Origin of the sequence: Thalassotalea sp. G2M2-11 (genome assembly GCF_017168195.1) — a bacterium.
Taxonomy (GTDB): Bacteria; Pseudomonadota; Gammaproteobacteria; order Enterobacterales; family Alteromonadaceae; genus Thalassotalea_E.
Genome location: NZ_JADNYL010000002.1, coordinates 903,671 through 923,545, shown reverse-complemented (window position 1 = coordinate 923,545; position 19,875 = coordinate 903,671). Strand labels below are relative to the sequence as shown.

General features: G+C 42.0%; 18 protein-coding genes. All 18 read left to right on the top strand.

What is annotated here, in order from left to right; translation table 11 throughout:
- Window positions 1-239: 239 nt before the first annotated feature.
- The 18 genes from IV514_RS10050 to IV514_RS09965 all read left to right on the top strand — a co-directional run bounded on the left by IV514_RS10050 (window position 240) and on the right by IV514_RS09965 (window position 19,871).
- Window positions 240-716 carry a hypothetical protein gene (locus IV514_RS10050; RefSeq protein ID WP_206485083.1) on the top strand — a complete coding sequence of 159 codons (477 nt, stop codon included), beginning with the start codon at window positions 240-242 and terminating at the stop codon, window positions 714-716.
- A gap of 138 nt (window positions 717-854) precedes the next feature.
- Window positions 855-1,352 (top strand): YcxB family protein, encoded by a 498-nt coding sequence (locus IV514_RS10045; RefSeq protein WP_206485081.1) that lies wholly within the window; start codon window positions 855-857, stop codon window positions 1,350-1,352.
- A 196-nt stretch (window positions 1,353-1,548) separates the two neighbouring features.
- Window positions 1,549-2,559, top strand: a complete 1,011-nt coding sequence (locus tag IV514_RS10040) for a Fe(3+) ABC transporter substrate-binding protein (RefSeq protein ID WP_206485079.1) — start codon at window positions 1,549-1,551, stop codon at window positions 2,557-2,559.
- A gap of 12 nt (window positions 2,560-2,571) precedes the next feature.
- Window positions 2,572-4,191, top strand: a complete 1,620-nt coding sequence (locus IV514_RS10035; protein ID WP_241242277.1) for an iron ABC transporter permease — start codon at window positions 2,572-2,574, stop codon at window positions 4,189-4,191.
- Window positions 4,192-4,194: 3 nt separating this feature from the next.
- A complete protein-coding gene (locus tag IV514_RS10030) occupies window positions 4,195-5,256 on the top strand; it encodes an ABC transporter ATP-binding protein (protein WP_206485077.1) in 1,062 nt (353 codons plus the stop codon).
- Window positions 5,257-5,500: 244 nt separating this feature from the next.
- Entirely contained in the window at window positions 5,501-5,959 is a 459-nt protein-coding gene (gene mraZ, locus IV514_RS10025) for a division/cell wall cluster transcriptional repressor MraZ (RefSeq protein ID WP_206485075.1), read from the top strand.
- Window positions 5,960-5,992: 33 nt separating this feature from the next.
- Complete coding sequence (rsmH, locus tag IV514_RS10020) at window positions 5,993-6,934, top strand: 16S rRNA (cytosine(1402)-N(4))-methyltransferase RsmH (RefSeq protein ID WP_206485073.1); 942 nt, start codon at window positions 5,993-5,995, stop codon at window positions 6,932-6,934.
- Window positions 6,935-6,936: 2 nt separating this feature from the next.
- Window positions 6,937-7,248 carry a cell division protein FtsL gene (gene ftsL / locus IV514_RS10015; RefSeq protein ID WP_206485071.1) on the top strand — a complete coding sequence of 104 codons (312 nt, stop codon included), beginning with the start codon at window positions 6,937-6,939 and terminating at the stop codon, window positions 7,246-7,248.
- Window positions 7,249-7,260: 12 nt separating this feature from the next.
- On the top strand, window positions 7,261-9,000 hold the full coding sequence (locus IV514_RS10010; protein WP_206485061.1) for a penicillin-binding transpeptidase domain-containing protein: 1,740 nt from the start codon (window positions 7,261-7,263) through the stop codon (window positions 8,998-9,000).
- Window positions 8,993-10,522: a UDP-N-acetylmuramoyl-L-alanyl-D-glutamate--2,6-diaminopimelate ligase gene (locus IV514_RS10005; protein ID WP_206485059.1), complete on the top strand. Its 1,530-nt coding sequence runs from the start codon at window positions 8,993-8,995 to the stop codon at window positions 10,520-10,522. Before IV514_RS10010 ends, IV514_RS10005 begins: the two co-directional genes overlap by 8 nt.
- A complete protein-coding gene (gene murF / locus IV514_RS10000) occupies window positions 10,519-11,913 on the top strand; it encodes a UDP-N-acetylmuramoyl-tripeptide--D-alanyl-D-alanine ligase (protein WP_206485056.1) in 1,395 nt (464 codons plus the stop codon). The genes IV514_RS10005 and murF overlap by 4 nt, the downstream gene beginning before the upstream one ends.
- Complete coding sequence (mraY, locus tag IV514_RS09995; RefSeq protein ID WP_206485055.1) at window positions 11,913-12,995, top strand: phospho-N-acetylmuramoyl-pentapeptide-transferase; 1,083 nt, start codon at window positions 11,913-11,915, stop codon at window positions 12,993-12,995. The genes murF and mraY overlap by 1 nt, the downstream gene beginning before the upstream one ends.
- 12 nt (window positions 12,996-13,007) lie before the next feature.
- On the top strand, window positions 13,008-14,390 hold the full coding sequence (murD, locus tag IV514_RS09990) for a UDP-N-acetylmuramoyl-L-alanine--D-glutamate ligase (protein ID WP_241242276.1): 1,383 nt from the start codon (window positions 13,008-13,010) through the stop codon (window positions 14,388-14,390).
- Window positions 14,390-15,598: a cell division protein FtsW gene (gene ftsW, locus IV514_RS09985; RefSeq protein WP_206485052.1), complete on the top strand. Its 1,209-nt coding sequence runs from the start codon at window positions 14,390-14,392 to the stop codon at window positions 15,596-15,598. Before murD ends, ftsW begins: the two co-directional genes overlap by 1 nt.
- Window positions 15,595-16,686, top strand: a complete 1,092-nt coding sequence (gene murG / locus IV514_RS09980) for an undecaprenyldiphospho-muramoylpentapeptide beta-N-acetylglucosaminyltransferase (RefSeq protein WP_241242275.1) — start codon at window positions 15,595-15,597, stop codon at window positions 16,684-16,686. Before ftsW ends, murG begins: the two co-directional genes overlap by 4 nt.
- Window positions 16,686-18,140, top strand: a complete 1,455-nt coding sequence (murC, locus tag IV514_RS09975; protein WP_241242274.1) for a UDP-N-acetylmuramate--L-alanine ligase — start codon at window positions 16,686-16,688, stop codon at window positions 18,138-18,140. Before murG ends, murC begins: the two co-directional genes overlap by 1 nt.
- Window positions 18,133-19,092: a D-alanine--D-alanine ligase gene (locus IV514_RS09970; RefSeq protein ID WP_206485050.1), complete on the top strand. Its 960-nt coding sequence runs from the start codon at window positions 18,133-18,135 to the stop codon at window positions 19,090-19,092. The genes murC and IV514_RS09970 overlap by 8 nt, the downstream gene beginning before the upstream one ends.
- On the top strand, window positions 19,092-19,871 hold the full coding sequence (locus IV514_RS09965; protein WP_206485048.1) for a cell division protein FtsQ/DivIB: 780 nt from the start codon (window positions 19,092-19,094) through the stop codon (window positions 19,869-19,871). Before IV514_RS09970 ends, IV514_RS09965 begins: the two co-directional genes overlap by 1 nt.
- Window positions 19,872-19,875: the final 4 nt, after the last annotated feature.

The following is a 19,875-nucleotide window of genomic DNA, read 5'->3' as shown; positions in this document are numbered from 1 at the left end:
CTTAATGTGTGACTAACATTAGGGCGCATTTATGTCTGATTCTTATTGTCTAATGATAGCGATGCTTTCATTAAACTTTTTGATGCATTTAAATGGTCAGCATCGGCAGTAAAATCATTTTTCCTTAAAAATATTACGCTAATTTTTTACAACTGCTAGCAATTTATTTTGTTACTAATATTTCCATTGGTATAAGATATGGCAGCTAAATGAAAGGTGTTAATCGCGTAAGGTAAATCATGTCAGAAAACTCATATAGTCGTTGGACTATGGTGAAAAGCTTACTAATTTTTCAAATTAAGTTAGCATTCGATGCACTTAGGGATTTATTACTCAGTCCTGTATCCTTTGTTTGTACGCTCTTCGACATTTTTCGTCAACCATCGAAAGAGCAAAGCCAGTTTAATCAATTGATGAAATTAGGGCAGCAAACGGATATATGGCTTAATTTATTTGCCCATCAGCAGCCACCCATTAAGAGTGAGCATACAGCTGAAACAAATACCAAGCAGTCGCCACTTGCTACGATTAACAATCATTTATCAAACAATAATGCCGATCAATTGTTTGACCAAATTGCAAGCATGCTAAAGGAAGAGCAAGCGCGTGGTAAATTAACCGCAGCAACAAAGAACAAGATCAGACAACTTTTAGAGAGAACGTCATCGCCAGAGGAAGTGGTCGATATAGAGCCGTCAGATAAAAATGCAGGTTAAGCATTCATTCGCTAAGCAGGCTGTTTTGCTTGCTCAAATGGTGCGGTGCAATTACTGCTTTGATCAATAGGTGCTTCTCGTTAGAATACACTTTTCTTTTAACGTGTGATTATTTTTATGATCCACAGATGATGGCTAATGAATACAGAATTTTGCTACCAACAGCGCTATGTTTTAGATAAACAGTATTTTAATGAATGTTTTGAGCAATCGGTTGAACCAATCAGTGTTGGTCGTGCTTATGCTAAATCGATATTTTTTATCTTTTTTGGAGCCTTACTGGTGCTAATCACTGAGGTTAACCCTTACGCTGCTTGGTTTGTTTTTGCGCTGGGCATATTAGAAGCCTTAAGTGTTTATTATAAAAAGCCTTGGTGGGTCGCTCGGCAACTGCTAAGCAAGGCAGCCAATAATGAGGTTACATTAACGATTGATGAACAAGGCATTAAAAGTCACTCTTTCTATCAACAAACAATGATTTCTTGGTCAGATATTTCCCGCTTGATGCAGACTGAACTAGGCTGGATTATTGAGCACGCTGGCGGAAAAACCTATTTATCAAATCGCGTATTGTCATCTGATGCTATCGCCTATATTAGCGAACATTCACCTGTTGAAGTCATCAACAAGGCGTAAGCTTGTTTACCTTTGCCTATGTTGTCGTTACTTTTACAAAACTGAAGTTAGATAGTGCTGACTATCTGATGATAAACTGATGTAAATCAATTCAAATGAGAACTATTCTCAAAAATGTTGACAGTACCTCGTTTGTTCATTAGGCTTGCAGCCAATTACACTCTACCATCATTACTCTATTTGGATTGGAACTAAGATGTTAAATACCTCCTTGTTAAAGAAGATTGTATTAACCTGTTTATTATTACCCAGCATTGTTGCGCAAGCGGCAGAAGTGAACGTTTATTCTTATCGCCAACCTTTTTTAGTTAAACCGTTATTTGATGTTTTTAGCAAAGAAACGGGGATTAAAGTCAATGTGGTGTTTGCTAAAAAAGGCATGGCAGAACGATTAAAACGCGAAGGGGAATACAGCCCTGCTGATGTGTTACTCACCACCGATATCAGTCGATTGGTTGAGTTACAGGCAAATCAATTGCTACAACCAGTTGAATCAGCTGTGATAGAACAAGCAGTACCTGCCCAGTTTCAAGCGACAGATAATACGTGGTTTGCTTTAACGACTCGGGTGAGAAATATTTATTCAGCGAAGCGTTTAGGCGAGGTTGCCCTTAATTATGAAGATTTAGCCGACCCTAAATATAAAGGCCGTGTTTGTACACGCAGTGGTAAACATCCATATAATGTTGCCTTGGTTGCCTCTATGATTGCTGAGCATGGTGAGGAGGAAACCTTGCAGTGGTTAAAAGGACTAAAAGCCAATTTAGCACGTAAGCCACAAGGCAGTGATCGTGGTCAAGTACAAGCAATTCATCAAAATCTATGTGATTTGTCTTTAGGAAATAGTTATTACTTTGGCAAAATGCTTAAAGATAACAAACAAAAAGTATGGGCTGACGCTGTTAATATTAATTTCCCAAATCAAAATAATCGCGGCGCACACGTGAATATTTCGGGTGTTGCCATGGCAAAATATGCACCTAATAAAGACAACGCATTAAAATTGATGGAGTTTTTAGTATCAGCTAAAGCCCAGCAAATGTATGCTGAAACGAATATGGAGTACCCTGTAAGAGTCGGTGTTCCTGTATCAGCATTGGTGGCTTCTTGGGGAACATTTAAAGCGGATGAGTTATCGTTAGCGGAAATCGCCAAGCACCGTAAAGCTGCGATAAAGCTTATTGATCAGGCTAAATTTGACTTGTAATAGAATTTTATTTTGAGCCTTGGTCATAAAAGTCAAGCATGGAGCTTTACGAGTTGGTTAATAGCACTGGCGTTAATAACACCAGTGCTAGTGATGCTTACCTCAGGTATCTTTGTTTCTAGCGAGCTGTTTTCTCACCTTTGGCAATCTGTTTTACCTACATACATTAGTAATACGCTAATATTGGCAGTATTAGTGGTGTTTATTGCGCTGCTCTTTGGCGTGCCTTGTGCGATCATCATTAGTCAAACCAATGTGGTGGGGCGGCGATACCTGCGTTGGTTATTAATGTTGCCGTTAGCCATGCCAGCTTACTTAGTCGCGTATTTATATACTGACTTGTTTGATTATGCCGGTCCCGTGCAAAGGGCATTACGGGCATATTTTCAATGGCAATCACCCAGTGATTATTGGTTCTTTGATATCAGAACCATTACTGGTGCTGCTATTATGCTGGCTTTGGTATTATTTCCTTACGTGTATATGTTGGTACGTACCGCGTTTGAATGTCAGGACCAACAACTACTGCGTGCCAGCCGCAGCCTCGGCTATAGTTTTTCCAAAAGTTTTATCAAAGTGGCGTTGCCATTAGCTCGGCCTGCTATTGCGATTGCCGCCAGTTTAGTCTTGATGGAAACGCTGGCGGATTTTGCCACCGTGCAATATTTTGCTGTTAATACCTTAACCACAGCCATTTATGATACTTGGTTAGAATATGGCGATCTATCCACTGCCAATGCACTGGCGAGTATTTTGATGTTATTTGTACTGTTTGCTGTTGTCGCCGAACAAAAGGCGAGGGCGGGTCATCGACATCAATCAAACCGACCGAATAACCACATACAATTACGGCAACTGAGCACAGGTCAACATTTACTGTTTGCAGGGTATTGCTGGCTGCTCGTGTTGGCGGGATTTGTCATTCCATGCTTGTTACTCGTGCAGATGGCCATTGATTATGCAACCTTAACCCAACTTCAACAACTGCTAAGCTCAGGGCTAAACAGTGTTAAAGTTTCAGTCTTTACCGCAACTATTACCACGCTGATAGCATTACTCTTGGTATTGTTTAATCGCTTACATTCACATACGTGGCGTAAATATCCGCTACAAATATCCGGGGTAGGTTATGCCATTCCAGGAACTGTACTGGCAATGGCAATGCTAGCCACCTTTGGGCCATTAGATCATTGGCTTAACGATCTTGCTAAAGCCTTGTCGTTCTCTGGTCCCGGACTACTGTTATCAGGTTCCATTTTTGCGATTGTTTTTGCTCTGGTGGTTCGTTTTGCTGCAATCGCCAATGGTACGATTCAAAGTGGGGTGGAGCAAATCCCTGCGTCTCTTGATATTGCACCTGCCAGTTTAGGCGTTGGATTAGGGCGTAGTTTATTAAAAGTGCATTTGCCTATTTTAAAGTCATCAATCTTTGTGGCTTGGCTGTTGGTGTTTGTTGAAGCAATGAAAGAGCTGCCAGCTGTATTACTACTTAGACCGTTTAATTTTGACACCTTGAGTACACAGATTTATCAATTAATATCTGATGAACAGCTTGAACGAGGTGCATTGGGGGCCTTGCTCATTGTATTATTTGGCTTATTGCCCATTATTTATTTGAATAAAAGAGAGTAACGTTTGACAACTTTGCTGACGATTAGCGATCTAGACGTGCAACTGCGAGACAAGCAGCTGTTAAAAAACATTGATTTAACACTCGATGCTGGGAATATCTTGGGGTTAGTCGGCCCGAGTGGTTGTGGCAAAACCACCTTACTCAATACTATTGCAGGTTTTATCGAGCAAACCAACGGCCAGATAGTGTTGGATGAAGAGCTCGTCGCCTCGCATGATTATATTGCCCCGGCTGAAGATCGCCAAATAGGAATGATTTTTCAAGATTATGCATTATTCCCGCATTTAACCGTTGAACAAAATGTTGCCTTTGGCATTGCCAATCTAACAAAAAATGAACAAGCTGCGCGCGTTGATCGCTTATTAACCTTGTTAAAGTTAACCGAATTAGAGCAGCGCTATCCTCATCAACTATCGGGAGGTCAACAGCAACGAGTAGCAATTGCGCGAGCATTAGCCCCACAGCCTAAGCTATTATTACTTGATGAGCCGTTTTCTAATATAGATGCTAGGTTACGTAATGAATTAATGCTTGAGTTACGTAGTTTACTGAAGCAGTTAGAGATGACCGCCATTTTTGTTACCCATAATAAGGATGAAGTCTTCACCTTTGCCGATAGAATAGCGGTAATGCATTATGGTGACATATTACAATCAGGTACACCCGCACATGTTTTTCAACAGCCAGCTAGCTGGCAAGTCGCTGACTTTTTACAAATAGGCAGTTGGTTACCCGTACAACAACAAGCTAGCAAATGGCAAAGTGCTTTAGGTCCATTGAGCGAATTTTCTTCTGAGAGATTGGAGAACAATAAGGTTGATGAACAGTATTATTTATTAGTGAAACCAAAGTACGTTGAAATAGCCGCGGAGCAACCTGCCAATGTGGTTGTTCATCATGTTAGTATAACGGAGCAAGGCTTTCATTATTTATTGGCCAGTCTGTCCGATGAACCAAGGCTTTCATTTCAACAATTAAGTTATTACAGTGATGTGTGCTACCAACAAGGGCAAGAATTGTCTTTGAATATAATTGCACATGATTATCAAATATTTAGTCGTTGATCCCCCTTGTTATTCAAAATATCATGGTAAAAAATAAAATTTTTGCCATTTTCTGGGACGCAGATCCACAAAACCCCACAAAAACATAAACTTCCTCATACCCCTTTATTTTATTAGTGATCATGGCGATCAAATTAAAGATTCTTTGCTTGACATCACTTTACTTTACTCACTAAACTGTAACAATGTGGAGAAAAGTGGGAAATAGTGGATCTAGGTAGATTCCAAAAATAAAAATAGGGTTATGTTTAGAGGCACCAGTGCAATTACGCTTGATAGCAAGAATAGGATCACGATACCAACAAGGTATCGCGAAGAGCTATTTGCTGATTGCCAAGGAAAAATGGTGTGCACCGTTGATATCCAACACCCCTGTTTGCTGCTTTATCCTGTCCCTGAATGGGAAGAAATTGAATTAAAACTCTGTGGTTTATCGAGTATGAATCCACAGGAGCGAATATTACAGCAAGTATTGTTAGGTAATGCTTCCGACTGTGAGATTGATAAGAGTGGTCGCTTATTAATTAATGGTCCGTTGCGTCAACATGCCGGTTTAGAAAAAAACATAATGTTAGTTGGTCAGCTGAAGAAATTTGAAATCTGGAGCGAACAGGCATGGCAACATCAAATGCAGCAAGGCATTGCCAAGATACAGTCAGGTGAAATCGAATTAACTGAACGATTACTTGATTTATCTTTATAACACATAGAATTATTACAAAACGGCGTTTACAAAATGCAAACAGATAAGTCTCACATTTCTGTGCTGCTTGACGAAGCAATCACAGGACTCGCGATACAAGCAGACGGTATTTACATTGACTGTACCTTTGGTCGCGGCGGCCACTCGGGGCTTATTTTATCTCAGCTCTCAGAACGAGGGCAATTAATAGCCATTGATAGAGATCCCACAGCGATAGAAGCGGCAAAGAAATATGCGCAAGATAGTCGCTTTAGTATTGAACATCATGGTTTTGCTGAACTTCAACAAATAGCAGAGCAACATCAATTGCTGGGTAAAGTCGATGGCATTCTACTTGACCTAGGTGTTTCTTCTCCGCAATTAGATGAAGCTGAACGTGGTTTTAGCTTTATGAAAGATGGACCACTGGATATGCGCATGGACACAACCCGTGGCCAAACGGCGGCACAGTGGTTAGCTAGTGCAGATGTTGAAGATATTAGTTGGGTATTGAAAACCTTTGGTGAAGAAAAGCATGCTTGGCGTATTGCCAATGCCATTGTTGATACGCGAGATGAGGCGCCATTAACTCGAACCAGTGAACTGGCTGAACTTATAAAGAAAACCGCGCCCCAACGAGAAATTAAAAAACACCCCGCAACACGAAGCTTTCAGGCGATCCGCATTTATATTAATAGCGAATTAGAACAAATTGAAAAAGCATTGAACGCATCACTCAACGTGTTGAAGCCAGGCGGGCGATTAGTGGTGATCAGCTTTCACTCATTAGAAGATCGCTTAGTAAAACAGTTTATGAAAAAGCAATCTCAAGGTAAGCAAGTGCCTAGAGGTATGCCGATAACGGAAACAGAATTAAATAAAGGTAAAAAATTGGCTTTAGTTGGTCGTAAGCAGAAACCAACTAAGCAAGAAGTTGAAGAAAATGTACGCTCGCGAAGTTCAGTAATGCGAGTTGCACAGCGTCTCGCGGATTAACTATGGCGAATGCAAAGGTCATATTGGCTTTTGAGCTTTGGCATGACATTAAGCAACATTTTTTTGCTTATTTATTGTTGTTGCTCGTGGTTTTTTCGGCGTTTGCGGTAATTTATTTTACCCACTTAAATCGTCAAAGCACGAGTCATTTAGAGCAGTTGTTAACTGAACGAGATGAACTAGATATTGAATGGCGTAATTTATTGTTAGAACAAAACAGTTTGGCTGAGCATAGTGCCATTGAGAGTAAAGCCGAGGCATTATTAAACATGGTGAAACCAAATGCTCAGTCAGAAGTGATCATTAAAGAGTAAACGAAGGTAAGCGTGAATAAAAAAGCAACAAAATATCAACCAACTACAGTCGCATGGCGGTTTTACCTCGTGCTGTCTGTGATTGCGCTTGTTTATTTGGGGTTAGTTGCTCGCACGGCTTATATTCAAGTAATTGAGCCAGATATGCTGAAAAAGCAAGGCGATTTACGTTCGTTAAGGATCAGCGCTAATAAAGTGCATCGAGGTTCAATCGTTGATCGTAATGGTCATGAATTAGCGGTGAGTGTGCCGGTACAAACCGTTTGGGCGGATCCAAAAGTAGTGGTCGAAAATAATGCCTTGGCAAAAGTCGATCACTGGCAGGCACTTGCCGATGTGCTCGATAAAGATGTTAATGAAATCAAGGCACGGGTTACACGCAACCCGACTAAACGCTTTGTCTATGTCGAACGTCAGGTATCACCTGCCATGGCAAACTATATTAAGCAACTTAAGATCCCTGGTATTTATTTACGTAAAGAATCAAAACGTTTTTATCCCGCAGGTGAAATAAGTGCGCATGTGGTGGGTTTTACCAATGTTGATGATAAAGGTATTGAAGGGGTTGAGCGCGTTTATGATCAACTATTAACCGGAGAAAACGGTAAAAAACGTTATCGTAAAGACGCCAAAGGTCACCGCATTGAAGTCATTGAAGATGTTGAATCTGTGCCACCACAAGATTTAGTGTTAAGTATTGATCAGCGTATTCAGGCCTTGGCTTATCAAGAGTTAAAAGGTGCGGTAAAAGCATTTAAAGCCTCGTCAGGCTCTGTGGTGGTAGCTGATGTCCATAGCGGTGAAATTTTAGCCTTGGTTAACAGTCCCTCCTTTAACCCAAATAATCGTGCCAATACAGCCATTCATAGGTTTAGAAATCGTGCCATCACAGATTTTTATGAGCCTGGCTCAACACTGAAACCATTAACTGCGTTAATCGCGATGGAATTTGGCTCTGTTGAGTCTGACACTATTATTGATACCTCGCCTGGTTGGATGCGTTTAGGTGGTAGTCGTGTCAGTGACCCCATTAACCGAGGCAAGTTAAGTATTACTGATATTTTGGTGCACTCGTCAAATATGGGCACAACCAAGCTCGCCTTATCCGTACCAAAACAATTTTTATTAGATAAATTTTTCGATGCGGGCTTTGGTGAAGAAACTGGCGTAGGTCTTATTGGTGAAAGCCCTGGTATCATGCATGATCGCAGTCGTTGGTCACAATTTGAATTAGCCACATTATCTTGGGGACACGGCGTTGCCGCGACACCATTACAGTTAGCGCGATTCTATTCTTCTCTGGCAAATGGTGGTGTTAAAAAACCATTAACCATTATTAAGGGCGGTAATGATGACCCTGTTTTTGGTGCCGAACAACGTATTTTCTCAGCATCGTCAACTGAAAACTTGTTGCCTATGCTTGAAGCGGTTGTGAACGATCATACGCCGCTAGCTAAGGTAGAAGGTTATCGAGTTGGTGGAAAAACTGGCACCGCAATTAAAGCCGTAGCTGGTGGTTATGGCAATGATTATGTTGGCTTATTTGCTGGTATTGCACCTTTGTCAAAACCTGAGCTTGCCGTAGTGGTGGTGATTAACGAGCCAGGTGGTGATCTGTATCATGGCGGCGAAGTTGCTGCACCGGTTTTCTCTCGAGTAATGAAAGGTGCATTACGCTTGTTAAATATTGCACCTGATCAGGAAAAAACTGCTGCACAGCAGATCAGTGATAAGGAGTTAACGCATGTTTAGCTCTAATGGTCAAAGTGTTAGCCAAGTATTAGCCCAGTTTAATATTGATGTGTCTTTAACATTGCCAGAACAAGAACGTCATTTAGTTAACGATAGCCGAGTGCTTAGTGCGGGTGATATTTTCTGTGCCGTCAATGGCACAAAAGAAGCGGGGAGTGCCTATATTCCACAGGCGCTCGCACAAAACTGTCATGTTGTGCTACTTGAAACTGAACATGGTTCAGCGCATGGCTCGCACACGGTGGAATACAGTGCTGATGGCAGTGAAGTAGTCATTATTCGTTTCTTTGAGCTTAATAAGCAACTATTTAATCTTGCCAGTGAATTCTATCAGCGACCACAACAACAGCTTACTGTGGTCGGGGTAACTGGCACTAATGGCAAAACCAGTACTTGCCAAATGATCGCAAAATTATTGAGTGCACAGCAAAAGGCGTGTGCTGTCATCGGTACGAATGGTGCAGGAAAACTAGGTAATTTGTTACCCATTATTAATACCACGCCAGGCGCTACCGAGTTGATGAAATGGTTGCAATCGTTTGTTGAACAAGGCCAACAATATGTGGCAATGGAAGTTTCATCACATGCATTAGAACAGCGCCGAGTGAGTGCTGATTTATATAATGTTGCAGTGTTTACCAACTTAACCCGTGATCATCTAGATTATCATCAAACCATGGACAATTATGCCAAGGCTAAACGGGCGTTATTTAGTGGCAAGCAAGATCAAACCGCAATCATCAATGGTGATGATGCCACCGCGCAGCAATGGTTAGCAAAGTGGCTGAGTCAAGCCCCATTGATTGTTTATGGTCGTGATCTGTCGGTTACCAAATTTCAACACTTTGCCTACGCAAGTGAGATCTGCCACACGCATCAAGGGGTGTCATTTAAATTAACCACCCATTTAGGCAATATCACTATTGAAAGCTGCTTAATTGGCGACTTCAACGTGGATAATTTATTGGCGGCAATTGCCGTTTTGCTGGATGCAGATGTTGCCCTCGGGGATATAGCAACAGCCGTTACAACACTAACACCCACTATGGGGCGTATGGAAGCCTTTAGTGCTGCTGGGAAAGCGCTGGCTGTAGTGGATTATGCTCATACACCTGATGCGTTGAAAAATGCTTTACTTGCCTGTCGACAACATTGTCAAGGTCAACTTTGGGTAGTGTTTGGCTGTGGTGGAGACAGAGATAAAGGTAAGCGTCCGCTAATGGGCGAAATTGCACAAGTGTATAGTGATCGCATGATAGTAACTAATGACAATCCTCGCACCGAGCAGCCAGAACAAATTGCTGGAGATATTTTAGCAGGCTGTAAAGCACCAGATGAAATTACTGTAGTACTTGAGCGTGAACAAGCTGTGCTTTCGGCCTTGAAACAAGCTAAGCAGGACGATGTGGTCTTACTGGCGGGTAAAGGCCATGAAGATTATATCGTGATTGGTGAACAAAAAATTTCTTATAACGAACGAGAACTTGTGCGTTCAACGTACGCTCAAGGAGCACAGTTATGATCCCATTACTTTTATCGGAAATAGCACAAGCGGTCGATGGTACCTTAATCGGTGACGATATAAAAATTGATCAAATAGTCACAGACAGTCGCTCATTACTTCCAAATGATGTGTTTTTAGCCCTCAAAGGCGTGAATTTTGATGGTCATCGTTTTTTAGCACAAGTGGTGGATAAACAATGCTCTGCCGTGATTGTGGATCATGATTGTCAACTAGATGTACCACAAATTGTAGTGGCAGATACCCATAAAGCATTAGGACAAATTGGTGCCTACGTTAAGGCGAAAGTGGCACCAAAAACAGTGGCGATCACAGGGAGTAGCGGTAAAACAACAGTCAAAGAAATGGTCGCGGCAATTTTAGCTCGATTAGGTAATGTGCTAGCGACACAAGGCAATTTTAATAATGATATTGGCGTGCCATTAACCTTGTTACGCCTTACCCCTGAGCATGATTTTGCCGTGGTTGAACTTGGTGCAAATCACATGGGGGAAATTGCTTATACCTCAAGTTTAGTCAAACCCGATGTCGCAGTGATCAATAATATTGCAGCAGCTCACTTGGAGGGATTTGGTGATTTGTGTGGGGTAGCCCGTGCTAAAGGTGAAATTTATGAAGGATTACAACCTGATGGTATCGCGTTATATAATCAAGATTGTAAATTAGCCAATAAATGGCAATGGCGTTTGACAGATAAAACGGTAAGACGCTTTTCTTGTTTTAATCGAGCTGACTGTTACAGCGGTGACGTGATATTAGATGAAAATGGTTGCGCCAGCTTTACCTTAACCACACAAATTGGCGAATGTTTTATCGAGTTGTCAGTCCCTGGTAGACATAATGTCTGCAATGCCGTGGCAGCCGCAGCTATCGCTATTGAATTTGGCGCAACGTTAGACGATATCCGCTTAGGGTTAGCAGAAATGACGCCGGTAAAAGGGCGATTAAACCTTCATCATATTAATGACAATTTTAAACTCATTGATGATAGCTATAACGCCAATGTGGAATCGATCAAAGCCGCGACTGATTTATTAGCCAGTTACCCTGGACGTAAAATATTAATTTTAGGAGATATGGGTGAATTAGGCTCTGATGCTCGCAGCTACCACCAAGAAGTGGGTGAATATGCCAGTGAGCAAAACATTGATGATTTACTGACATTAGGTGTACTTAGTCAAAGTACGGCTGATGCTTTTGCAGCGCATACAGGACGTGGTAAGCATTTTAGTGAGCGGGATCAGTTATTGGAACAATTACAGGATTTATTAGCTGATGAAGCGCAGCAAGTGTCGATTTTAGTCAAAGGTTCCCGTAGCTCTCATATGGAATATGTAGTGAACGATATTATTCGCTGGCAAGCGCATAAAATGAAAGAGGGAGCTGCATAATGCTACTTTGGCTTGGTGAGTTTTTAACACAGTATTACAGTGCCTTTAACGTTTTTTCATACTTAACGTTTCGTGCCATCGTTTCTACCTTAACTGCCTTGGCAGTTTCACTGTACTTTGGCCCTAAATTGATCCGCGCATTACAGCGGATGCAAATTGGTCAAACTGTACGTGATGATGGTCCTGAAAGCCACTTATCAAAATCAGGTACGCCAACCATGGGAGGTATTCTCATTTTGGCGGCTATTGTTTCAAGCGTACTATTATGGGGTGATTTAACTAATCATTATGTTTGGGTAGTACTGTTCGTCATTGTTAGCTTTGGCATCATCGGCTTTGTTGATGACTATCGTAAAGTGATCCGCAAAGATTCAAATGGCTTAATCGCGCGTTGGAAGTACTTTTGGCAGACGATTATTGGCTTCGGTACCGCTTTTACGCTGTATTATTTAGCGCAAGGCCCTGAAGAAACCGCTTTGATCATTCCATTTGTTAAAGATGTATTACCGCAATTGGGAATTTTCTATATTGTTATGACTTATTTTGTCATTGTCGGAACCAGTAATGCGGTTAACCTGACCGATGGCTTAGACGGCTTAGCGATTGTCCCAACCATTATGGTCGCAGGAGCCTTTGCCGTATTTGCTTACGTCACCGGAAATGTCAATTTTTCCACTTATTTAAATATTCCCTATATTCCCATGACCAGTGAATTAGTGGTTGTTTGCACCGCGATTGTCGGTGCTGGTATTGGCTTTTTATGGTTTAACACTTACCCAGCCTTAGTGTTTATGGGGGATGTCGGTTCATTAGCACTTGGTGCTGCGCTTGGTGTGATTGCGGTATTAGTTCGACAAGAGCTGGTGTTATTTATTATGGGCGGCGTTTTTGTGATGGAAACGGTGTCGGTTATTTTACAAGTTGGTTCATATAAGTTGAGAGGGCAACGAATATTTCGTATGGCACCTATTCATCATCATTATGAGTTAAAAGGCTGGCCAGAGCCCAGAGTTATCGTCCGCTTTTGGATTATTTCATTGGTACTGGTATTAATCGGCTTAGCTACTTTGAAGTTACGTTAAGAGTATATAGCTATGATGTTAGAGCGAGTTATCGCTAAGTTAAAAAACAAACGCATTTTAGTGTTAGGCGCAGGTCTGACAGGAATGTCGTGCGTGAATTTTTTAACAAAACATCAGCTAAGCTGTACGGTAAATGACAGCCGAGCAGACATTATTGACCCTAAAGTGTTTGATCAGCAATATCCTGACCATACCCTTGTACTGGGTAAATGGCAGCAGCAGGCCATAGAAACAGCGGATGTTATAATTGCAAGCCCTGGTATTGATTTGTGTGCTGAGGGCATCTCATCATTAATCAAACCGGAAACGGTATTAATGGGAGATGTTGAGTTATTTTGTCAACTGACAGATAAACCAATCTTGGCGGTGACAGGTTCAAATGGTAAGTCGACTGTCGTGTCATTGCTTGCTCATATCGGTGAAGCTTTAGGTTATAACATTGGGCTAGGTGGTAATATTGGTACGCCAGTGTTAGATCAACTGACCGATGATATTGATTATTACGTTTTAGAATTGTCCAGCTTTCAATTAGAAACAGTGACCACCATGAAAGCGCTAGCTGCCACCGTGTTAAATGTCAGTGATGATCATTTAGATCGTCATAAAACATTGGCTAGTTATAGTGCGATTAAACAAAAAATTTATCAATTGGCTAATGTTGCCGTGATTAATCGTGACGATAGCTTGAGCCACACAAGTATCACCTCTGAACAACAGCATGTGGACAGTAAAGTAGTCTCGTTTGGTCATGACAAGCCTGATAGCGGAGACTTTGGCTTAATGACTGTCTCCGGAAATATCTACCTTGCATATGGTGAAACGCCACTGATTGCACTCGATAGTTTACCTCTTGCTGGTATTCATAATGCGATGAATTACCTTGCGGTGTTAGCCTTAGGTGTTAGTGCTGGCTGGTCATTAGAAAATATGGTGCAAGCCTTAGACAGCTTCACTGGTTTGCCTCATCGTTGCCAGCGGGTAGATACGCGAGACGATATTATTTGGATAAATGATTCAAAGGCAACGAATGTCGGCGCAACTATTGCCGCTATTAATGGGTTAGCACCAACACTCAAAGCAAGCAATAAGTTGATATTACTTGCAGGAGGAGATGGTAAGGGCGCAGATTTTTCGCCATTACAACCCGTATTTTCTCAGCATGTAGCACAGGTTTTTGCTATCGGGAAAGACGGTGACAAAATAGCTGCGTTATCTGAGCACTCAATGCAGTTAGCTAACTTACCGTTAGCTGTCACTCAGGCAAGCAGTATTGCTAATGCTGGCGATATCGTGTTGTTGTCTCCTGCTTGTGCCAGCATTGATATGTTTAAAAACTTTGCAGAACGCGGGCAAGTCTTTGTTGATGCGGTCCAAGCATTACAGGAGGCATGTTAATGGCGTTATTATCTCTTCCTTCGCTAGCACTTCGCTTCCCTTTACTCAAAGAAAGTGAAGTTGTGCAAACGACAACGTTTGATCGAAGTTATGTCATTTTAGCGATTGCCATGTATGTGATTGGCTTAATTATGGTTGCTAGTGCTTCTATGCCAGTGGCTGAACGGTTATTTGATAATCCATTTCATTTTGTTACTCGTCACATCATTTATATCGGTTTAAGCTTTGCTATCGCTGCGATCACTTTACAAATACCACTAGCAAGCTGGCATCAACACAGTACACATTTATTGATACTTGGCATCGCGTTATTGGTGGTGGTCTTATTAATCGGGCGTACGGTTAATGGTTCAACCCGTTGGATAGTATTAGGCCCTATCACAGTACAGGCGGCAGAGCCGGCAAAATTGTTTTTCTTTTGTTACTTATCGGCTTATTTAGTGCGCCGTCGCGATGAAGTGATGGAAAACGTTAAAGGCTTTATCAAGCCGTTGATCGTTTTTGGTGCCTTAGCCAGTTTATTATTGTTTCAACCGGATTTAGGAACCGTTGTCGTCATGTTTGTCACAACCTTTGGTCTGCTGTTTTTAGCAGGGGCGAAGTTATGGCAGTTTATTAGTGTTGCTGCGGTTGGTTTATCGGCTATTTCAGCGTTAGCGTACTTTTCTCCTTATCGATGGGCGCGCGTCACCAGCTTTTTAGATCCTTGGAAAGACCCTTTTGGCAGCGGCTATCAACTGACACAATCGCTAATGGCATATGGACGAGGGGAACTATCGGGGCAAGGGCTAGGCAATAGTATCCAAAAACTGGAGTATTTACCCGAAGCACACACCGACTTTGTTATGGCGGTGCTGGCGGAAGAGTTTGGTTTTATTGGCATTTGCTTAGTGTTGGTGTTGAGCATGACATTAGTATTTAAAGCCTTGATGCTGGGTAGAAGAGCAGTACAGAAGGAAAAATATTTTGAAGGTTTCTTTGCCTTTGCCATTGGTATTTGGTTTAGCTTTCAGGGGGCAGTCAACATTGGGGCGAGCGCAGGTATCGTACCAACCAAAGGTTTGACTATGCCGTTAATTAGTTATGGCGGCAGTTCGATGATTATTATGACTATCGCGGTAGTGGTGCTGATCCGTATCGATCATGAAATGCGACTACAGAGCATTCAAGCAACAGCCAATCATAAGAAAAAAGGAGGGCGAAAATGACAATGAATAAAACTCGTCCCACTTTATTAGTAATGGCTGGCGGCACTGGCGGACATATTTTCCCTGGTATTGCCGTTGCCGATTATTTGGCGGCACAAGGTTGGGATATTCACTGGTTAGGTACCGCAAAACGTATGGAAGCAGAGATCATTCCTAAGCATGGCTTTGAAATTTCATTTATTAATATTGCCGGTCTGCGTAATAAAAGCTGGCAAGCGTGGTTAAAACTACCGTTCAAGTTAATGCAATCTGTGTGGCAATCGATGTCTGTCATTCGTCAGGTACAACCTGATGTTGTCTTAGGTATGGGCGGCTATGCTAGTGCTCCAGGGGGATTTGCTGCTTGGTTATTAACTAAGCCATTAGTGTTGCACGAACAAAATGCCGTTGCGGGTTTAAGTAATCGTTTTTTAAGTGTGTTAGCGACTAGAGTGTTGAGTGCATTTCCTGGCGCATTTAAAGCGCGGGTAAAACATCAAGTGGTGGGCAATCCTTTACGCAGTGATATTGTCGCGTTAGAAAATATTGCACCTGAGCGACCAGCAAGCACCAAAAAGGTACTGGTTGTTGGTGGTAGTTTAGGGGCAAAAGTGCTGAATGAAACCGTGCCAAAAGCGATGAAGCAGATAAAGGTACAAAATATTACTGTCTGGCATCAAACCGGCAAAGGCAATCAATCTGCGGTGTTAGACAGTTATAAAAACTATGGCTTGCCACAAGACAATGTCAAAGTGACGGAATTTATTGATGATATGGCCGAGGCCTACCAATGGGCGGATGTAGTGATTTGTCGTGCTGGTGCCTTGACGGTGTCAGAGTTAGCAATGGCTGCAAAACCTGCGATATTTGTGCCTTTGCCACACGCAGTCGATGATCATCAAACGAAAAATGCTTTGTATTTAGTCGAGCGCAATGCGGCAAAAATGCTCCCGCAGAAAGAGTTTAATGGTACCAGCTTAGCGCAAATGCTAAATAGTCTGTTTATTTCAGACAAGGTGCTTCAATCTATGTCTAAAGCGGCACATGATGCAGCCCATGCTGATGCAACCATTCGTGTCGCAAAAACTTGTATGGAGCTAGTGAAATAATGAGTAGTAAAGAGAATAATCAAGCAATGGCTCCGATTAAAATACCAGAAATGCGCCGAGTAAAATCCATTCATTTTGTCGGTATTGGTGGTGCTGGAATGGGTGGTATCGCAGAAGTATTATTGAATGAAGGTTACCGAATTACCGGATCTGACATTGGTGAAAATCAGGTTGTTAAACGTTTACGTGACTTAGGTGCAACTATTACGATTGGTCATCATCAAGACAACATTGAGGGGGCGAGTGTCATTGTTGTATCTACTGCGATTGATCAACAAAATCCTGAATTAATTCACGCATCTAAGCTACGTATTCCGGTGGTAAGACGCGCAGAAATGTTGGCTGAACTGATGCGTTTTCGTCATGGTGTGGCGGTTGCTGGTACGCACGGGAAAACTACAACCACCAGTTTGATTGCCAGTATTTATGCAGAAGCTAACTTAGACCCTACTTTTGTCATTGGTGGCTTACTTAATAGTGCTGGCACTAATGCCCGTCTTGGGACAAGTCGTTATCTTATCGCTGAAGCAGATGAAAGTGACGCGTCTTTCTTACATTTACAACCTATGGTTGCCGTGGTGACAAACATCGATGAAGACCACATGGAAACCTATGATGGTGATTTTGAAAAGCTTAAAGATACATATATTGAGTTTTTACATAACCTACCTTTTTACGGTTTAGCCGTTGTTTGTATTGATAACCCAGTGGTACGTGAGATTTTACCTCGCATCAGTCGTCAGGTGATCACTTATGGTTTTTCTCAGGACGCTGATGTAGTGGCGACTAATTATCAGCAAAGTGGTGGCAAAAGTTACTTTACGGTGGAGCGTGAAGGACAGGCTGATTTAGATTTAAGTGTTAATTTACCAGGACAACATAATGTCTTAAATGCGTTAGCGGGTATCGCAGTGGCAACCGATCAAGGCATTAATGATGAAGCTATGGTGACTTCACTTGCGGGTTTTGCCGGTATTGGCAGACGGTTTGAGCACTTAGCGAATTTACATACCGAGAAAGGCGACATGGTGTTAATTGATGACTATGGCCATCATCCGCGCGAAGTTGCCGCGACGATAAAAGCGATGCGTGAAGGCTGGCCGAATAATCGGTTAGTGATGATTTTTCAGCCGCATCGTTATTCTCGCACCCGTGATTTATATGAAGATTTTGTTGATGTGTTATCGCAAGTGGATTGTTTATTACTGTTAGATGTTTACAGTGCCGGTGAAGCACCTGTGCTGACTGCTGATAGCAAGAACTTAGCGCGCAGTATACGTCAACGTGGGCAAGTTGATCCAATCTATGTTGGTGATCAGGAGCAATTACCAGAGTTATTAGCGGCTCAATTACAAGATGGTGATATGGTGATCACACAAGGCGCTGGTAATATTGGCATGGTGTCTCGCCAGCTTGCTAGTAACCCGATATTTGCAGGTGGTGGTGATGAGTAAGTTAACAGACATTAAAAATGAGCATATTGCCGTACTGTATGGCGGTGATTCTGCAGAGCGTGAAGTGTCGTTGCTTTCAGGTAAGGCCATAGCTAAAGGCCTTAAAAGAGAAGGTTTTAAGGTCACTTTGATTGATACTAAAGGTTACTGTTTATCTCAGTTAAGCCAATTAAACATTGATCGAGTATTTATTGCTCTACATGGTCGTGGCGGTGAAGATGGTTGTGTACAGGGTGCGCTTGAATATATGGGGATCCCATATACAGGCTCGGGTGTCCTTGGTTCCGCATTATCTATGGATAAAAATCGCAGTAAGCAAGTCATGCAAGCATGTGGTTTACCAACGGCACCGTTTGTTGTGGTGGATAAAGCACATTTTAATGAAGCAAAAGCCAGCAACATTCTCGCTAAGCTTGGCGGTAAAGTGATGGTGAAACCTGCTCATGAAGGTTCAAGCATTGGCATGTCGATGGCAAATGATGCCACACAGCTGACAAAGGCATTGGCAGACGCATTTTCTTATGACGCGGAAGTGTTAGTAGAAGCATGGATTAATGGCCCCGAATATACCGTTAGCATTCTAGGGGAACAAGCCTTGCCAGCGATACACATGGAAACGCCCAATGCGTTTTATGATTATCAGGCAAAGTACCAATCGACAAGTACCTTGTATCACTGTCCTTGTCATTTATCTGAACAAGATGAACAAACATTGCAAAGTCTGGCGTTACAAGCGTTTAAAGCAACTGGTGCACAAGGCTGGGGACGCGTAGATGTGATGCGTAATGAAAATAATGACTGGCAAATATTAGAAGTAAACACCGTACCAGGCATGACGGAAACTTCCTTAGTACCTAAGGCGGCAAAGGTGGCGGGTCTAAGTTTTGAGCAACTGGTGACTCGCATCCTTGAATTGAGCGCAGAAAAAGACACAGGGAGTTCACACGACTGATGTCACAACGTAGCGAACAATTAAGCTTAGCTGAACAAACACCAGAAAAACTTCATTGGAGTTTTTGGTTTGGTGTAACGTTTTTTGTTTCGGTAATTGTCGCATTAGGTGCATTAAGCTGGTTCGTCATTGGAAAAATTTCGGCAGAAGAAACAGCGCCAGTTACATCGGTGGTGATCAGTGGTGAAATGCCCTATACCAAAAAAGCTGATATTGAACAGCAAATAGAAAGCATAGCGCTGAACAACTTCTTTAATGTTGATGTCAATGTTGTTCAACAGAGAGTTGAAAGCTTGCCTTGGGTATATTCGGTGTCGGTACGTAAACAATGGCCAAACGAATTAAAAATATACGTAGTCGATCAAAAGCCGATTGCATTTTGGAATGGCGATTTTTTATTAAACGAACAAGGGGTCGCATTTCAGGCGGATAGTGAGCGAATTAACCACTTCTTACCGTCATTATATGGTCCCGAGGGTAGTGAAGGTATCGCGTTAGAAAATTACCGTAATTTTAATGGTTTATTGAGCTACGCCAATTTAGCCATTGATGAATTACTGTTATCTGAACGGTATTCATGGCAGTTGACATTAGACGATGGGGTGATCCTCAATTTAGGGCGAGAAAATCGTGTTAAAAGGGTACAACGTTTTATGGATGTATACCCAAAAATTAAAGCAAATAAACAAGCAGATCAGCAAGTAAAATATGTTGATTTACGTTATGAAACTGGGCTTTCCGTTGGTTGGAAACCGCAAATGGCAAAAGAAAGAGTTTAACATT

Excerpts from the sequence above, each read along its gene's own strand:
- IV514_RS10050 (WP_206485083.1), top strand. The coding sequence starts at position 240 with ATGTCAGAAAACTCATATAGTCGTTGGACTATGGTGAAAAGCTTACTA.
- IV514_RS10045 (WP_206485081.1), top strand. The coding sequence starts at position 855 with ATGAATACAGAATTTTGCTACCAACAGCGCTATGTTTTAGATAAACAG.
- IV514_RS10040 (WP_206485079.1), top strand. The coding sequence starts at position 1,549 with ATGTTAAATACCTCCTTGTTAAAGAAGATTGTATTAACCTGTTTATTA.
- mraZ (WP_206485075.1), top strand. The coding sequence starts at position 5,501 with ATGTTTAGAGGCACCAGTGCAATTACGCTTGATAGCAAGAATAGGATC.
- rsmH (WP_206485073.1), top strand. The coding sequence starts at position 5,993 with ATGCAAACAGATAAGTCTCACATTTCTGTGCTGCTTGACGAAGCAATC.
- ftsL (WP_206485071.1), top strand. The coding sequence starts at position 6,937 with ATGGCGAATGCAAAGGTCATATTGGCTTTTGAGCTTTGGCATGACATT.
- IV514_RS10005 (WP_206485059.1), top strand. The coding sequence starts at position 8,993 with ATGTTTAGCTCTAATGGTCAAAGTGTTAGCCAAGTATTAGCCCAGTTT.
- murF (WP_206485056.1), top strand. The coding sequence starts at position 10,519 with ATGATCCCATTACTTTTATCGGAAATAGCACAAGCGGTCGATGGTACC.
- mraY (WP_206485055.1), top strand. The coding sequence starts at position 11,913 with ATGCTACTTTGGCTTGGTGAGTTTTTAACACAGTATTACAGTGCCTTT.
- murD (WP_241242276.1), top strand. The coding sequence starts at position 13,008 with ATGATGTTAGAGCGAGTTATCGCTAAGTTAAAAAACAAACGCATTTTA.
- ftsW (WP_206485052.1), top strand. The coding sequence starts at position 14,390 with ATGGCGTTATTATCTCTTCCTTCGCTAGCACTTCGCTTCCCTTTACTC.
- murG (WP_241242275.1), top strand. The coding sequence starts at position 15,595 with ATGACAATGAATAAAACTCGTCCCACTTTATTAGTAATGGCTGGCGGC.
- murC (WP_241242274.1), top strand. The coding sequence starts at position 16,686 with ATGAGTAGTAAAGAGAATAATCAAGCAATGGCTCCGATTAAAATACCA.
- IV514_RS09970 (WP_206485050.1), top strand. The coding sequence starts at position 18,133 with ATGAGTAAGTTAACAGACATTAAAAATGAGCATATTGCCGTACTGTAT.
- IV514_RS09965 (WP_206485048.1), top strand. The coding sequence starts at position 19,092 with ATGTCACAACGTAGCGAACAATTAAGCTTAGCTGAACAAACACCAGAA.